The organism is Paenibacillus apiarius, assembly GCF_017052585.1.
GTDB lineage: Bacteria > Bacillota > Bacilli > Paenibacillales > Paenibacillaceae > Paenibacillus_B > Paenibacillus_B apiarius.
Window position 1 is genome coordinate 863,408 of the sequence record NZ_JAFFHZ010000001.1, and the last position, 17,885, is coordinate 881,292.

Here is a 17,885-nt window from a genome sequence, read left to right on the forward strand (position 1 = left end):
TTTCATAAACATCCCCTTATCTAAAGGTGAACGCAGAAATATTTTCAATCCTCAACAGGACACCTGCAGTTCCATCACAACAATGTGCTCCTCGCCATCCTCATAGTAAGTTCCGTCCAAACATTCCTAATCGCCAGGCGCCACTGTATCATAAATAGAAACAAAACAGGCATATAGAAATGACAATTGGTACCAGCCAATACTTTCTCTCCAAATAAGATTGATATTGATCTTTGGAGTGATGACGCAGCCGCTCAATCTTATCAATCTTCCGCAACAGGAGCCAGCAAAAGTACAGCGCAGGGATGGACGCTGCACCTGATATCCCTAACAAAAAATAGTTGGGAGAATCAGATGGCGAAGATACACTCTTCACCAAATCCCCGCCTTGCATATACGATCCGACTACATAGGCGATGTTTGTAGTCATATGGATGACGATCCCCGGCCAGATCGACCGAGCGTAGAGTATACGATAAGTGCCGATACCCAAGCAGCGAAGAACAGCTCCATCAGCCGATATGGATTGTTGTGAAAGAGGGCGAACAAGACGGAGCTCATCGCCGCGGCGAACCATTTCCCCTTTTGTTCGTATCCGGTCAACAGCACCCCTCTGAACAACAGCTCTTCACATATCGGCGGAATTACGCCAATCGCTACGATGAGCAAAGCTAGGGACATGATGTCGGTTGCGATCGGATAAATCGATACCTGATACGTTCTCCCAAGGGCTGCTGATACGATTTCGGTCGCTTGATGAATAAACAACATGAAAATCTGACTAAGCGCATATATCAGTATACTTAGCAGCATCGTTCGCCAAGTCACCTTACGGAACTTGAATACGGACACCCATGAAAGCTCTTCGTTGCTCGTTAATACAACAGAAGGAATCACATTCAATCCGATTTGTGCGAACGCTACATAGAGTAGAAAAAAGCCTAAGTTAGCGTATAGCTGATGTTTATCTGGAAATATAAAGGTAGACAGCACATTTCCCGATATATAGGAAACAAGAAACAGCCAGCCCGCATGTATTGCATTCATTCCTTTAGTCATTCCTCTCTCCCTCAACTCGTCACGAAACCCCAAGTTCTTTGTCTATCCGCTGTATCGCACGCTTGGACTTGAGCAAGGCTGTGGACAGTAGAATAACGATGCCCGATACGATAGGAGTCCATGTCCAACTAACTAGCCGGTATTCAGTTAACGTTCGTGTTTATTCGAAATTTTTTAGATATCCAGTTCTTGGCTTAGTCTAACTACTTCATCGTCAGTGAGACCTTTATCAACCGCAGTTCTCAATAGTTGCTGTCTTAATCCGCGATTTTTTGACAACGGTGCATCTAGTGACGCGTCATAGTTGGATACAATAGAACTCACCTCCGCATAACAACTTAACTTATAGCGGCAGGTCAACTACAGTTGCAATAAGTATATAATGTGTTTCGGTGAATACAAAAATTAGGTGGTAAAGAAACAAAATGTAAAAAGAACACCCGAAGGCGTTCTTTTTATGGATTTGATCCTTAATGCTGTATTATTTTTTCGTCTTTTTGCTGTAAATCCATTGTTGTCGAGAAAGACCAATAAATATGATTGTAAAGAGAACGGATTGAATCCAATTACTTCCGTTCTTGAAGATGGTGGTGTAATACGACACCAATAACCCAATTGCCACAAGCCCCAAGAAAACATAATTCCTTACCAAAATGTTCTTTCTAAAGATGAAGTGAATTCCTAGAACGACTATTAATGTGTACAGAGTAAGAAAAGAAATGGTGATTAATAACGCTTCAATTTGACTGAGTTCCATAACTCTCCTCCACTACGTTGAATTGCGCTTACGAGTTTGTTGTAACTTCGTAATAAATGACTGGCAACCAATGAATGTTAAGCGTTATGCCATTCCCGCGGTTGTAGTAATCAAAATCATTAGCGATTGAGTTTCCTGAAGCATTTGAAACATTGTACAGGACAGTAAAAAATTATAAGAATCGGTGCAACTGCCTTAAACCCAGATCAATGGGCAATAGGTATTTTCAGTTCCGCAACAATATTCGCCGCAACGGTTACTTGATGCACGACCTGCTAAACACATTTTAAAGAATATAGCATAAAAGATAGATTCATAAAATTTTTAATACTCCCCTAAAATCCCCGCATCTTTCATAGATACGGGGGTAACGCCAGCCTATTTCATCTGAATCATTCGTACCAGCTCTTGCATCGGACGAAGATCACGTGTCGCATCATATGGATAGCGGTTCAACACTTGGAGAAGCAGCTTTCGTAATGTCTCTTGTTTGTGTAATTTCGGGAGCAATTCATCCATTAATGCAATCAATCTCTTGTATTCCTGAATATGATCCGGTTGATACACTTCGAACTCGAAGAAGGAGTAACCAAAGACGGTCGCCCGCTTCACGCCTTGGAATTTGACATATCGCGCAGCCTTCGGATCGAATGTGATAATGTCCAAGTTGCCTTTGGAAGTAATGACTCCGCCATCACCGGACACGTTCGTCCAGTTCTGCTTGTCATCAGACACGAGCAGCTTATATTTTTCTGCACCCGCTTGCCACTTGATAATGACTTTGTTGATTTCTTTCGACTCGCCCAAGTCAACCATAAACCATGCATCGTCCACGTAAGCGCTGGACCATCTGGAGCTTATGGACACAATCCCATCCACCGCCATGTCAGACGAATAATATGGGAACTCAGTCGCGGAAGATTCCGTCGCTTTATGCAGCGCCGCATTGTCACTGCTAAGCAGCTCAATCGGTTTATTGTATATCATGACATTATCCAGAACACCCTTGAATGCATTCGTATCGCTGCCGATCTTGAGCGTTGGCAGCACCAGCGTCTGCAGATGAGGAAATGTGTTCTCGAGCCGCTCCACGTATTCATCCACATTAACGAACAGCGTAACGCCTTTACTGTCACCCCTCAGAAAGATATGCGTCCACTTGTCCTCCGGAACGACGTAATTGAACGCGCTGTCATAGTGTTCCTTCGTAAACCCAAGCTTGCCCGTCTTGCCCTGCTTGAGCTTCAACCTGCCTGCGGGAGACTCCATTAGCACAGCGTCATCTGGATTGTTCTTGTCCGGCTTCACCCACATCGAGAGAGTCCATCCGAACCCGAGCGCCTCGATCGGTGTCTCAATGTAGCTCTTCCCTCCGTTCAAGCGGACCCCCTTGCCGTATTTCCCTTCTGTCATTTCAACGTTGACGCCCTCACCGTCAAATCCGTTGCCTGATTGATCCTTGAATTGATCTTCGAACAAATATTGAATGACACGATTTTCTTCATTATCAACGACGATCTTATGCGATAAATTCGCGTTCGGCGCATCGCCAATGGCCTCCGCCCGCTTCACATACCGCTCGAAAGACTTGTCGTCTCTCGTTCCGGTCCACATCTTCTCCGACACGACTTGGATCCCAGGCAGCAGCCGCTCATGCGAGTCGTCCATCGATAAGCCATTGGCATCAGACACATCGTTCCATAAGGCGAACATACCACCTTTACCGCGCGGGTGGCCGAATGGCAGCGTCGTCGTCTCCCATTTGATCGGCTCCCATTCATTGTACAGGAACTGGGAATTCAAGTAATCCCCATATAAGGTAGGAACGATATACAGGAATACATTCTGAACGTTAAGAACGTCGAAGCCGAGATCTACGGCCTGCTGCGGCGCACCATAAGGCTCATACCAGATGTCCATCGTAGCTTCATTACTTACCGGTGTCGATCCGTTGTATTCCGTCAATCCGCCCCATAAATGCGGGTGCTTGCCTTTGCCGTTAATATGTTTCACGAGTGTATCCATGTACCGCCGGAAAATTTCAACATCCGGTCCCCAATATTCATCCGTACCAATGTGCACTTCAGGCCCGACGAAGGTCGGATCGCTTCCATCCAAGTATTCATCGAACAATTTCTTTACAAAAGCAACGGTTTCCGGTTTGGAAATGTCTAAGGAGCGTTCGTTCCCAAGTGCAGGATCATAGGAGGTAAATGCGCGGGAATGCCCTGGCGTATCAATTTCCGGAATGACATTGACGCCATAGTCCATGCCTAGAAGCTGAAGGTCTTTGAATTCCTGCTTCGTATAATAGCCATTCGGGCTGGCCAGTCCCGGATATGTGGTGCTTTCCAGCCGGTAAGCTGCCGTCGTTCCATCTGCGAACGGCGTGCCGACATCATCGTTCAAGTGAATCTGGAACATGTTCATTTTGTACCAAGACAACAGCTTTACGTAGCTTCTAAGGAAATCTATCGTATAGAACTTGCGGGCGACATCGATCATCAGTCCGCGCTTCTCGTACTTCGGATAGTCTCTCGCTTCCCCTTGAGGGATGGTGCGATCCTTGTTCTGCTTGATGATCTGGAGCGCGGTTCTCGTACCGAAGAAAGCCCCCTTCGCCGACACGGAGGCGATCGACACATACTCGCCTGCCTTGAACACATTTCCTTCCTCACCGAGCCACGTCAAGGACGGATCAAGAGACAAGTACAGATCCCCTGTCTGCGGCTCCCCATAGACAATCTCAAGCTCGTATCCCGTAAGATCCAACAGATCCTCGCGTGTCAATTCGGCTGCCTTGCGCAGCGCTGACTCGTCCGGCGGGTTCACGACAATGCGCGAAGATTCGGTCAGTGCATAGTTGCCGGAGCCCCCATACCATTCTCTCAAGGACGGAATCACGTCCGGCTCTGCATTTCGTTCCGAGGTCTGCTTATATTGGCCCGGAACGGTCACGGCGATATTTCCGGACAGGAGCTTTCGCTTCGGATCGTTCAGATCTTCTGCCTCCACCAGGAGGTTCACCTTGGCATCCACCAACGGCGCGCGAATATTGCCCTCCCGATCAATGACAGGCAATCGGTCGCTGCCGTACACGCTCACGCGGAATCCTTCCGGCACTTTAGCCGCAGACCAATCCAGCTTCGTCTGACCGGCATGCACCGTCAATGTTGCTGCTATTTTGTCTATGATGGATTGCAAGTCATTCAACTGGTACACCTCAAATTCATAAAAGGAGTAGCCATACAGGATGCCATCGACAGGCGCCCGCTGCACGCCCTGGAATTTCACATATCTGGCTTGGCGCGGAGCGAAATCAATGATTTCCGTCCCTCCCTCGCATTGGATAATCCCATCATTGTCCTTCACATTCGACCACAACACGCCGTCATCAGATACGAGTATCTTGTATGTATCAGCCCTTGTCTGCCATCGAATGACGACGCGATCCACAGCCTTCCGCTCTCCAAGGTCAACATAGAACCATTGATCATCTTGCTTCGCAGAAGACCATCTCGTATTGGGCTTTCCATCTACGGCTAATTCAGGATTAAGATAATCCACTTCGTTGCCAGCAGCAAAGACCGGCTTGTTCAAGGCTAGATTCGTCCCGCTGAACGCAGCGGGTGCTTCATCTGGAGAGTCACTCGGGAGTACGTTGCCGTCTTTGTCATAGACGGCATCCGTGACGCTGTGCGGCGGTCCATCCTGAACAGCTGGGACTGTTGCGGCAGGAGGCGTGTCCGCCTGTCCTGATGCGGCATTTTTCACACTGGAATTCGCCAACGCTGTCGTCGGCTGGGCAACGGTCAAGGTCGCCGTCATTGCAACCATTAGACTGAGCAGCAATAAAACCGCTTTCAATTGTATCGTTTTCTTCATAGTCCCTCCATATCATCTTGTTATCGGTTTGGTCGAATACAAGTTATTGCCCATCACCTCCTTTTTTTATCCTATAATTTCCAAAACTCTGTTGCAACACAAAAAAAGGCATAAGCAAAAAGTTTACACTTCTCACTCATGCCCCGCTCGGGTAACACGTAAAAGGTAGATACTGTATCTTATTCGGGAACATGCTCAATTATGAAAGCGAAACCGAACGAACCGCCGTTCCTTTTTAGAGGGTGCGGAATTTCAGATCTTTACAGTCTATATAGAAAGAAAAGGTTCTCGTTTCTTTTGTTCCATTCAGGGAAAGACTGAACGTCAAGTTTTTGACATCTCGGTCTGCCAACCCTAGATTGCGCACCCAGCCATGCTTTTCTTTTTTGGGTTTGATGGCCCCGGCTTCAAAATCGGGATTTGCCGGAGAGATCCCAACCGTTTCATATGATTTGCCTTCAATGCCGTCGTTTGCTCCCGTCTTCGCGCTTCCCAATTCAGGTGTAATATCTTCATTGCTCGTATTATTTTTAATCGTGATTTCAAAGTCCGTATTCCCCTCTGTAACCCGCACCGAATGAACCGTTACCTCAACATCTTTCACGGTTTGGGTGATAGGCAATGTTTCGAACTTAGTATCGCTGCTCCCGGAAGAGCCGCTTTCTGGCTTCTCTTCCTTCTTTTTAGACTCCAGCCTGATGCCGCCTTTTTCGAAAGCAACACGATATCCAACCGCATCGGCCAATTCCCGAATTGGAAGATAGAGCTTGCCCTCGATGGACACGGGCTTGTCGCTCAGCGCTTTCTCTTGTCCGTTAATGTAAATTTTGTATTCTTCGGCTTTGGCTGTAAAGTTCGATGCAGCGAATGCAATTCCTGAGAAAAAGATCGCGCCGCATATGAATCCAGTAACTAGTTTCTTCATTGTTATCTTTCCTTCCAATATACAAAAATCTTTGGAGTTACGTTAACCCGATGCTATCATCTAAGACCAACGTTCTACGCGAATTTCGAGTTTTGAATCCATTAACGCTTTATATCGGCGCTCCACCGTGTTCCCCACTGCATCGACCTCGACGATTCCATCCTCGCGGCTGACCTGGTACACCCATTCGGCATGCAGCGGTATTTGCAGTTGGTTCGTATAAGTGCGGTTGCCCGGATTGTACCTCAACGGAAACCATGCATACAGCTTGATGCCGTCTGGCGTATTTGACGGGACATGGACGACGATATCCAGCGTGATATGCGTTTTGATCTCTGCGGTGACACGAATCATTAGGGCAGCTTCCAACCCATCATACTGAACGGTTACCTTCGTTTGTCCCTGTTGCAAAGGGATAACGGTTCCATCCTCCCGAACTTGCGCGATGCGTTCATCCTCTACTCGATAGGCCGCTCTTAATAGAGACATCTTGAATCCCGAATCGAACTCGACAATCGGGTTCAGCCGGCATTGAGGGCCCACGATTCCAACCTCTTCACTGCCGTGCAGCGTCAATGAACAGGCCTTGCCTTGATTGCCAAAAAAGTGGATGAGCGGCGCAGCCACTCTTGCCGCCCAATCTTTTTCCACATGAGCCGCTCCGGGTTCATAGAGATAGACCAGCTCGCCTTCTGCTTTATAGCCCAAGTCCAGAAGCTTCTCGGCCACTTCCCGCACATGCTTTTCCATCACCAAGAGCCCTTCGCTGCTTCCCAGATCCATCCATATTTTAGCAACAGGCTGCTTTGCGGTGAAAGAATGATACTGCGGCGCTTCTTCCTGAGTCTCTGGGTCCACGCAATAAAAATACGGCGAAACGATGCCCAGCATGCCGAACACGTCGGGACGGCGAAATCCCATATGGTACGTGACTTGTCCCCCTCGTGAGGAACCCATTAAAGCGGTATGCTCCGGCTCTGTTTTCGTGCGGAACACGGAATCGATATAAGGCTTCACTTCATCGATAATAAAGCTCTCATATAGATGGCCGCGCGGTTGGATCGGAACCTTATCCGCTTGATGGAGAATGCCTTCCATGTCATGGGTGAATTCATCGGCCCGTTCCTGCCCCATATTGGGTATGCCAACTACGATAATTTCTTCGATAATATGATCGGCAATCAGCTTATCGACGGTAACGTGCACGTTCCATGAATAGCCATTGAATGCCGGATGAAAAATATTTTGCCCGTCATGCATGTACAGAACCGGATACCGCTTGCTCTTGTCATGCTCATAGCCGGGAGGAAGATATACGAATATATCCCGCTTGTTATCCAGATAGTCCGATTGAAAATTTTCAATTCGCAATATGCTTGAACCACGCATCATATTCATCACCTTTACTTGTTCTCCGCCAAGAGATCCACCCAATTTTCGACTTCGTAATGCAACACCAATCCATCCGTAACCGTAAATTTGCGATAAGGAACTTCCTGGCCGTGGCGATCGGTTTCATGCTTGCCTAAGCCGCGGGAAATCCGAAATTCAAAGGACAAGTCCCGCGGTGCCTCGAACGTGCCGCCATACAGCCCTTCGTTGATCATCGGCAATTCGATCCCGGCATATAGTTTTTCAGTGCGCGGCGTAAATTCCGGCACTTTCACAAAGATGTCCACCGCGGCCGTCTCGGAAATATACGGAACGACGGTGACGTCCACACAAGCATGGATAGAGTGATTGGCATAGGTTACGGTTGTCTTTCCTGCTTGCTTCGGAACGAGCGTTCCGTCTGCGGTTACCACTAAAATTGCGGGATCGGCCACTTCATACACGGCGTTGAGATCCGTCATGACAAAGCCGCTGTCGAAGCGAACGACCGGGTTGAACGTCCGCTTCGGCCCCTCTATGCCTACTGCCTCAGGTCCCCGCAATTCAACATGCACAGGGGTGCCTATCTCTCCAAAAAAATAAAGGAGAGGCGCATGAACCCTTGCCGCCCAATCTTTTTGCGCATGACCGGAGCCGACTGCATAATAGTACATCAAATCATTCCCCGGCTCATAGCCGACTTGAATGAGCACATCCACCACTTGCCGCACATGCTTTTCCATAACGGTGAAGCCTTCTGCATCTCCTACATCCATCCAAATTTTCAGATCCCTCTTCTCCGTATAGACATTGCTCAGCCATCTGTCTTCCATCGTGTCCGGATTCACGCTTACAAAGAACGGACACAGTGCTCCAACCATGCCAAAGGTGTCGGATTGACGAAATCCGATATTATAAGAGACCAATCCGCCGGCGGAAGATCCCATCAAGGCCGTATGTTCTTTACCAGTTAACGTCCGGTATTCCCGATCGATATAAGGCTTCACTTCCTGAACGAGAAATTGCTCGTATAATTCGCCTTGATTGGCCGTGTGGAACACATTGTGCCCGTCCGGATTCGCATGCATATATTCCGCAATCCGCGCATCTTCCACATGGGAAATCGCGACTACAATGATCTCCTTCATCCTGCCTTCAGACACCAAACGATCAACCGCTTTATGAACGTCCCACGAGTCTCCCTTATGATCCGCAAAAAAAACATGCTGACCGTCATGCATATAGAGAACGGGATATCGCTGTTGTTCATTCGTTTCATAGCTAGGGGGCAAGTAAACAAACATATCTCTCGTATTATTAAGAATGCTTGAATAAAACTGGTTGATCTCGATTAACCGTGATGAGTCCATTAGACAATCTCCTCATACCCTATTTTTACGAGGAGACCGACAAAAATAAAAACTTCTCCTCGTGTACGTATTCCACATCATGAATATAACTGTCCATCAAATGTACGATTGCCGTGTAATCATTCAAGTCGAATGACACCTTTGCCATATCTTCCCGCAGGATTTCCGGACAATGGCACGTGCACCATGCAATCATATTTTGATTGGTTTTGGCTGCTTCATTGGCGACAAACTCGTTCATAACGATGCCCGGGCGGCCATTAAACTGCCCTAAAAACGCCTGCATGCCGCTTGGATTTTCATACACATAAATCCGATCTTCAGCCAGGCCCGATGCTTGCTTGATTGCGCCCCGCCATTGGTCATTGTTGTATGAATCCATAACAAGAAATTGCGGATCTTCGCCGAGCAAGTCGCGAGATAAGCGGAAGCTTGCCTCCATGTCCGGCATAATCTTGTGAAAGAGCGAATCTTCGATATAACTGTCAATGACAAATACCGGAATGCCGAACCCGAAATATGGAGTGATCGTTGAAAATCGCTCTTGATCCACATTGATCAAAAACACGCCATCCAAATTTCTTTCCATAATGACCTTATAGGATGGAGCCGTGCTGTCGATTTGCATAAAAATAACGTGATAGCCCAGCGCGCTGCATTGCTGCTCGATTTTGCATATCGTTTTGGCATATTTCAGATCGGACCATGGACTTTGTATGTCGTCTTTAAATAATAAAATGCCGATTAATCCGGTCTTTTTGATTTTTAAAGATTGAGCCGTGCGATTGGTCACATACTTAAGCTGCTGCGCCACTTTAAGGACCTTAACACGCGTCTCATCGGAAATGGATTGCGTCTTTACATCGTTTAAAATATAGGACACCGTGGCTATGGAGACACCGGCCGCTTTGGCGATATCCTTGATCGTTGTTTTTTTCATATTTATCCGCCCTCGCTTAACTTAAACGTTTAAGTTAATTAAAGCATACCGCCTATTCCGTGTCAATTTTAGCCACTTACCGCCCTTAATGCATGAATCAAGCCATGAATACCATCCATCCGAACGCAGGAAGACATACCGAAATCTCGTCCTTCTCCAGCGTGTATGTTCCGTTCCCGAGCATCGTTGCAGTCACTGGCTGCCGCTGCATCCCTGCAAAGGAGAATGATGCCTCCTGCCCGCTGTTATTGAAGCAAATGTATAGCTGTTCACTGGCGTGCTTCCTTACTACGGCCAGCTGCTGCCGGTTCGCATATATAATCTGGAAAGAACCTGCTTGCAATGCGCGATGCGCGGTGCGCAAAGAAATGAGCTCGCGATAAAAATCAAACAGCGCGCGGTTCTGCTGCTCTTCCTCCCACACCATCGGCTTCCTGCAATCCGGATCCGGCCCGCCCGTCATCCCCACTTCATCTCCATAATAAATACATGGAGCGCCGAGGAAGATGAACTGGAACAGTACGGCAAGCATCGCTTTCCGCTCATCTTGCGCCACCGTAAGCAAGCGTGGAGTATCATGGCTTCCCAAAATCGTAAAGGTGGCTTCGTTCACTTGCTGCGGATAGTCGGCCAAGAGCTTATTCACTTGAGAAGAGAACTGCTCCGCATCCATCGCGCCCTTCGCAAAAAAATCAATGACCGCCTCGGTCACCGGATAATTCATCACCGCGTCAAACTGATCGCCTTGCAGCCATGGCATCGCATCATGCCATATTTCGCCCAAAATATAAAAGTCCGGCTTTATATCCTTGCATGCTTTGCGGAACTCCCTCCAGAACTCATGGTCAATCTCGTTCGCAACGTCCAATCTCCAGCCGTCAATATCGCATTCTCTAATCCAATATTGCGCGACATCCAGCAAGTACGCTCTCACTTCCGGGTTTACGGTATTCAGCTTCGGCATATGAGACTCGAAGGCAAAGCAATGGTAAGAAGGTCTTGGCGCCCGCACAAGCGGAAACTGCTTAATATGGAACCAATCCCGATAGCGTGACGCTTCTCCATCCTTAAGCACATCCTGGAAAGGGGCGAACCAGTAGCCGCAATGATTGAATACCGCATCCAGAATAACGCGAATTCCGCGATCATGACACGCTTTTACGAGATTTTTCAACAGTTCGGTATCGCCAAACTGCGGGTCCACCTTTAAATAATCGGTCGTGTCGTATTTATGATTGGTCTTCGCTTCGAACAAGGGCGTAAAATAAATGGCGTTGACGCCAAGCGAGCTGATGTAATCAAGCCGCTCCAATACGCCCTGCAGGTCCCCGCCGTAAAAATCATGCGGGCCCGGATTCAACTCTTCCCACGGACGAACCTGATCCGGATCGTTTGCGGGGTCCCCGTTGGCGAACCGGTCGGGAAAGATCTGATAAAACACCGCATCCTTCACCCATGCTGGCGGCTGCAGCACCTCGCTCGTCCATAGAAATGGATAGTCGAAACATGAAAGCGGATCCGCCGGTTTTTCCTTGACAAAGCCTTTCTCCGTGTACCACACTGTCTGCTCCCCGGCAACCAATTCAAACGCATATCTGAGCCGCAGGTGCGGGGGAACGACTTCCGTTTGCCAATAATCGAACAGATCGTCGCTGCCCAGCTTGTGAAGCTCGGCTTCGCGGACGGTATTGTCCCAATCATATTTGTCTCCATAGAGGGCTTTGACCTTTTGGAGATCGTTTTTTTTGGCCCGCAGCCGAATATGGATCGTGCGGTCGTCATAGGGATAGCAATACGAATTGCCAGGTCTGTGATAGATAGCTTCTAATTGCATGGCGTGACATACTCCTTTTTAGAGAGCGCTTTTGATCACGAAGTTAAACCAAGAAGTAACTCGGCATCGAATCTTGCATTCACTCTCGAAGTCCGCTGCTCATGTAGTCTCGCCTACACTCCGCTGCTCCTTCTTCGAGTTCTTGCAACCTTCTCGGTGCTGAAAAGCGCCTTTTGATTACTACTTTTATTTATCCTTTATCCGCACCCGCCGTGATTCCGTGGATGAGATATTTTTGGAAGTACATATATAGAATCGTAATCGGCAGCGCCACCAGAACGGCGCCGGCAGCAAACGTCGTAAAGCTTGAATTCGTCTCCGTGGCCACCATATTGTACAAGCCTTGGGCCAACGTCATTTTTTCGGACGATCTCAGCACGATTTGCGGCAATATAAAATCCATGAAAGGTGTAATAAAGCTGTTCAATGCGACAAAGGTAATCGCCGGCAATGACAACGGCAATATAATTTTAAACAACGTCTCTGTATGACTCGCTCCATCAATGTAAGCCGCTTCTTCGAGACTTTTCGGGATCGTATCGAAATGGCCTTTCATCACCCATGTTCCCATCGAAATGGAACCGCCCGCGTAGATCAGGATGAGACCCAAATGCGTATCCAGCAGCTTCGTCTGCAGCAGCAGCACGAAAATCGCCATAATCGACAAGAAGCCCGGAAACATTTGCAAGATCAACAACGCCATCAATCCTTGCTGTCTGCCTTTGAAGCGAAAGCGCGAGAAGGCGTAGGCCGTCGCCGCCACAAGAGCCGTCGACACCGCCGCGTTGGCAATGGCGATCGTAAGCGTGTTGGTAAACCAAAGCACAAAATCGGTGTTCCGAATGAGATCGACATAGTGCGCGATCGTGGGCTGGTCAGGGAACATCTTGCTCACCATTAAGGTATTGCCCGGATTCAGCGACGTTCCGACAACCCAAATCAACGGATATATCGTCGTAAGCAGCAGTGCGGCAAACACCGTGTAAATGCCGATTACGACCAAGTTGTTCAGCAATTTAGACATTTAGACCCTATCCTCTTCTTGAGTTGTCTTCATCCGCCGATAATTCCACAGCGAAAATATCGTAATAAAGACGAACATAATAATCGAGACGGCGGAAGCCATATTGAATTGGCTTTGATTCAACGTCATCTTAAAAATCCACGAGATCAAAATATCGGTGCTGCCCGCGTAATAATAATCAGGATGGTTCGGATTGCCATCCGTAAGCATGTATATCAGATTGAAGTTATTGAAGTTAAAAGCAAATTGCATAATCAATATCGGCGCCGTGGCCGCCAACACCAGCGGAAGAGTGAGCTTGAAAAACTTTTGCGATCCGGTGGCCCCGTCCACAGCGGCCGCTTCGTACAGATCGCGCGGCATCGTCGTCAATACGCCTGACATCAACGCCATGAGGAACGGAGTCGAGAACCATAAGTTAACGAGAATGATCGTGACTTTCGCCATCGTCGGATCGGAAAGCCAAGGCACCGGCGACAAACCGAGCTTTGCAATCATATCGTTCACAGGACCGAACGAGCCGTTCAGCAGCACCCTGAACACCAGAATCGATATAAATTGTGGAACTGCCCACGGCAGAATAAATATCGTCCGCCAAAATTTTTTGAATTTAACTTTAGGGTGATTCACCATCAACGCCAGCAAGAGACCGCTAAAAAAGACAGACAATGTAGACGCCGCAGCCCAGATTACATTCCAGACAGAAATCCCAAAAAAGGTTGTGCGCCATGCCTCTTGGGCAAATAAATCATAAAACGTTCGAAACCCTGTCCAATCCACCAAGGATCGGTCAGGAATGTGGTTCGGGGCCGAATAGTTCGTAAATGCCAGCAGCACATTAAATACCAATGGCATCACCGTCACGAACAGCACGAAGCAAATGGCCGGCAGCAGCAATAGATAAGGAAAATTACGATGCTTTGCCCGCCTTGCGGATTCGATAAATCCCGGGACAGGCTTTCCCTCGTCCCTTAGCGCGCCATTTTTCTTGGCATCGTAAATATTGATGGCATAGAAGCCTGCAAACAATAAAATAAGCACCAGGGTGATGAGCCCATGTATCAACATGAAAATGGAATGATCGCCTTTAATGACATTCCCCGCTACAATCCTCGTAGGCACCTCGCCTAACGTTATTAACCCTCTAATCCCTTGATAGGCAATCGGATAATAGTTCCAGAAGAACAATTGGGCCGCAAGCATAAATAGCAAGCCCTTCAAATATTGCTTGTTGTAAAGCTGACCCAATCCTATAAAAACCGCAGAGAAGACAGCGGCTTTTGTCCGATGCCGACGAGCACCTGTTGTTACATCCATACGGAAGACCGCCTTAGTCGAAATTTTGAGTGTCTATAGTTGCCTTTATTATTTTTTGGTCTGCATTGCCGTTTTGATTTGTTCAACCGCCTTATTCAAGACAACGCCCGGTTCTTGATTATCATTCCATATCGCGGCCAAGGCTGCGCCCGCCGGCACCCATACATTTCCCATTTCAGGTATGGATGGCATTGGGGTCGAATGCTTCGCTTGTTCCAGGAACGCCAGAGCATTGGCATCCTCCGCAATGATCGGCTCCTCCATCATGTCTTTTCTCGGAGGGAGCTGCGTCGTCATTTCAAACCGCTTGGTGCTGTTCTTCCGAGAGGTTGCATAACTCGCAAACAACTTCGCGGCGGCCGGATATTCGGTATACGAGTTGACGTATAGAGCTCTGATCCCCGACATGCTGTTCGGATGTTCGCCGTTTGGCAATAGAGGCAACGGAGCTACCCCATAATCCATGCCCGCATTCGTCAAATCGGTCATTAACCATGGTCCGCCCATGATCGCAGCCGTTTTTCCTTCTATAAAAAAGCCGGTGATGATATTGTCATTGATATCGTTAATGTTGATCGGCAAAATCTTTTTTAACGATTGAAAAAACTTCGCGCCCTCAATCGACTTCTCGCCGTTCAAGCCAATATCGTTCGCATCCGTCCCCCCGTTCCCGAATACATATCCGCCATAACCGGCAAGAAAGGAGTAGGATTGGTACAACTGGCCTACATTCCACATGAAGGCATACTTTTTGTTTTTCGTGTCGTTATAGGTCTCGGCAAATTTTATCACTTCATCATAAGTGGCGGGAGCCTTATTCAACAATTTTTTATTGTAATATAGCGCATACGTGTCGATAGCGGTTGGAAACCCGTACAGCACCCCTTCATAACTGACACCTTCGACGGCCGAGGCCATAAATTCGTTTTTCGTTTGTTCGTCAAACACATCGTTTTGCAGCACAAGCCCTGCCATGACGGCATTGCCCAAATGATCGTGCGGCGCGGAGAAGACGTCGGCCCCAATACCGGCAGGCCCATCCGTTGTCAGCTTCGTCACGGAATCGATAGCGGGAACCGCCTCCACCTTGACCTTTATTCCATACTCTTGTTCAAAGCTTTCTGCGACCGCTTTCAGAAAATCCAATTCAGGCCCTTTGGATTCCCATACGAGCAATTCGGCTCCCTTCTCTGGCTGCAATCCCGCTGGTGTCGCGTGCTGTTGCGCCGTATTCCCCGGCTCTTGCGCGGCTGGCTGACTCATATCCTGCGCACCGCATCCCGCGAGCAGTAAAAAACTGAAAAAAGCTGCCGTCAATGTGGAAATCAAGAAGCGCGTTGACATGCCTTTCCCCTCCAGTCTCAACTTAAACGTTTAAGTAGTTTCAGTAATATGATAACTTTAGATTGCCAGAGTAGTCAATAAAAAATGTGGAAGAGCACCTATAAAAAACAAAAAAGCAGGTTCTGTATCTCCACGCGAACCCGCTAATAAGAACACCCCGCATCCAAGCTGGACACGAGGTATTCCATGTGCATATGAGATTAGCAATCGAAATAAAGGCTGTATTCTTGAGGGTGAATGCGAATGGCAACGGATTTCGCTTCCGCACGCTTCACTTGCAAGTAATTGTCGATGAACTCTTTCGTGAATACGCCGCCTTCTACGAGGAACTCGCAATCGGCTTCCAGAGCGTCGAGCGCTTCTTCCAGCGTTGCCGGAACGCTGCGAATCTCCCGCTTCTCCGCATCGGACAATTCATAAATGTTGCGGTCATACGGACCGTAGCCCAGCACGGTCGGGTCCAGCTTGCGCTTGATTCCGTCCAGCCCCGCCATCAGCATCGCGGCAAATGCCAAGTACGGATTCGCCGTGGAGTCCGGTGTCCGGAACTCGACGCGGCAGCCTTTCGGCGTTACGGCAGCAACCGGAATGCGCACCGCTGCCGAGCGATTGCCTTTCGAGAAGACGAGATTGACCGGAGCTTCATAGCCGGGCACCAGACGCTTGAACGAGTTCGTGCTCGGGTTCGTCAGCGCGATCAGGGCCGGAGCATGATGCAGAATGCCGCCGATATAGTGCAGCGCCATCTCGCTCATGTTCGCGTAGCCGCCCTGTTCATAGAACAGCGGAGTGTCGCCGTTGAAGATCGATTGGTGCACGTGCATCCCGCTTCCGTTATCCCCGAACAACGGCTTCGGCATGAAGGTCGCGACCTTTCCGAATTGGCGCGCCGTGTTGTGTACGATATATTTGTATTTCATCAGATTATCGGCCGTGCGCGTCAACGAGTCGAAGCGGAAGTTGATTTCGCCTTGTCCTGCCGTCGCCACCTCATGGTGGTGGCGTTCGATGCGCAGACCCGCTTCTTGGAGCAAGCGGCACATTTCACTGCGCAGATCCTGCTGAGAATCTACCGGGGCCACCGGAACGTATCCGCCTTTCGTGCGCACCTTGAAGCCGAGGTTCCCGCCTTCTTCCTTCCGGTTCGTATTCCAGGATGCCTCTTCCGAATCGACATAGAAGGAAGAGCTGTTCATCGTGCTTTCGTAGCGAACATCGTCAAAGATAAAAAATTCGGATTCAGGAGCAAAGTAAGCATCCGTGCCCACACCGGACGTCTGTAAATACTCTTCCGCCTTCTGTGCGATGCTGCGCGGATCACGGTCATATCGAACGCCATCGGGCGTGTAAATGTTGCACATCACAATCAGTGTAGGATGGGCGGTAAACGGATCGACATACACGCTCTCGGCATCCGGCATCATCACCATGTCGGACTCTTCAATGCCGCGGAAGCCGGCAATGGATGAACCATCAAACGCAACTCCGTTCTCGAACGTTCCCTCATCCACCTCTGCTGCAGGCAAGCTGATATGATGTGCGCGGCCCATTAAATCAACAAAACGGAAATCCACATATTGTATATGCTTTTCTTGAATCAACTCGAACACTGCGTTCACCGACATGATATTTCCTCCTGTTTCCGAACATTAAACGCTAATCACGTATCAATTGTTCACTTTGTAGTTTTTGGTTGATGTAATTATAATTTGCAGCAGGAGGTTTCGTCAATAGTCATGTCAGGTATTTTTTATTTTCATGTCAGGTAATATTACACAAGAGCATCTTTTTCATTTATTCTATGCAAATAAACAACTTTTTTCCTATCAAATGAGGAAGTAAAGAGCTTGTTTTTGATAATCTGTGTTTACTACAATAATTGTATTGCTCATTAATCATTTGCACTATTCATCATGTTTATTGTGTTTTAATCCGTAATTCTTGCACAATCTGAACATCTTTTCCGAAGCGAATTTGCATTATAATTCCGATTTGACTTAACTATGCGTATATAACAAAAAACCGGTCCATCCTTATAAGGATAGAAACCGGTTTTAGG

The 17,885-nt window shown here is 48.1% G+C and carries 12 protein-coding genes; all 12 read right to left on the minus strand.

The features are described 5' to 3' along the window. Window positions 1-426: 426 nt before the first annotated feature. The 12 genes from JSQ80_RS03985 to glnA all read right to left on the minus strand — a co-directional run bounded on the left by JSQ80_RS03985 (window position 427) and on the right by glnA (window position 17,451). Window positions 427-1,059, minus strand: a complete 633-nt coding sequence (locus JSQ80_RS03985) for a type II CAAX endopeptidase family protein (protein ID WP_206094430.1) — start codon at window positions 1,057-1,059, stop codon at window positions 427-429. 174 nt (window positions 1,060-1,233) lie between these two features. Then, a complete protein-coding gene (locus JSQ80_RS29415) occupies window positions 1,234-1,383 on the minus strand; it encodes an aspartyl-phosphate phosphatase Spo0E family protein (RefSeq protein ID WP_336245704.1) in 150 nt (49 codons plus the stop codon). An 811-nt stretch (window positions 1,384-2,194) separates the two neighbouring features. Then, the gene (locus JSQ80_RS03995; RefSeq protein WP_206094431.1) at window positions 2,195-5,701 is read right to left on the minus strand and encodes a discoidin domain-containing protein; all 3,507 of its coding nucleotides are present in this window, start codon (window positions 5,699-5,701) and stop codon (window positions 2,195-2,197) included. 235 nt (window positions 5,702-5,936) lie between these two features. Then, window positions 5,937-6,626 carry a stalk domain-containing protein gene (locus JSQ80_RS04000; RefSeq protein ID WP_206094432.1) on the minus strand — a complete coding sequence of 230 codons (690 nt, stop codon included), beginning with the start codon at window positions 6,624-6,626 and terminating at the stop codon, window positions 5,937-5,939. A 60-nt stretch (window positions 6,627-6,686) separates the two neighbouring features. Beyond that, window positions 6,687-8,024: an alpha/beta hydrolase gene (locus JSQ80_RS04005; RefSeq protein ID WP_336245837.1), complete on the minus strand. Its 1,338-nt coding sequence runs from the start codon at window positions 8,022-8,024 to the stop codon at window positions 6,687-6,689. 5 nt (window positions 8,025-8,029) lie between these two features. Continuing rightward, on the minus strand, window positions 8,030-9,367 hold the full coding sequence (locus tag JSQ80_RS04010; protein WP_206094433.1) for an alpha/beta hydrolase: 1,338 nt from the start codon (window positions 9,365-9,367) through the stop codon (window positions 8,030-8,032). Between the two features lie 25 nt (window positions 9,368-9,392). Then, entirely contained in the window at window positions 9,393-10,307 is a 915-nt protein-coding gene (locus JSQ80_RS04015; RefSeq protein WP_206094434.1) for a LacI family DNA-binding transcriptional regulator, read from the minus strand. Window positions 10,308-10,404: 97 nt separating this feature from the next. Further along, the gene (locus tag JSQ80_RS04020; protein WP_206094435.1) at window positions 10,405-12,141 is read right to left on the minus strand and encodes an alpha-glycosidase; all 1,737 of its coding nucleotides are present in this window, start codon (window positions 12,139-12,141) and stop codon (window positions 10,405-10,407) included. Between the two features lie 190 nt (window positions 12,142-12,331). Beyond that, entirely contained in the window at window positions 12,332-13,165 is an 834-nt protein-coding gene (locus JSQ80_RS04025; protein ID WP_206094436.1) for a sugar ABC transporter permease, read from the minus strand. Next, complete coding sequence (locus JSQ80_RS04030) at window positions 13,166-14,482, minus strand: sugar ABC transporter permease (RefSeq protein ID WP_206094437.1); 1,317 nt, start codon at window positions 14,480-14,482, stop codon at window positions 13,166-13,168. Window positions 14,483-14,530: 48 nt separating this feature from the next. Continuing rightward, window positions 14,531-15,826 (minus strand): sugar ABC transporter substrate-binding protein, encoded by a 1,296-nt coding sequence (locus JSQ80_RS04035; RefSeq protein WP_206094438.1) that lies wholly within the window; start codon window positions 15,824-15,826, stop codon window positions 14,531-14,533. Window positions 15,827-16,026: 200 nt separating this feature from the next. Beyond that, entirely contained in the window at window positions 16,027-17,451 is a 1,425-nt protein-coding gene (gene glnA, locus JSQ80_RS04040) for a type I glutamate--ammonia ligase (RefSeq protein WP_206094439.1), read from the minus strand. Between the last annotated feature and the right edge of the window lie 434 nt (window positions 17,452-17,885).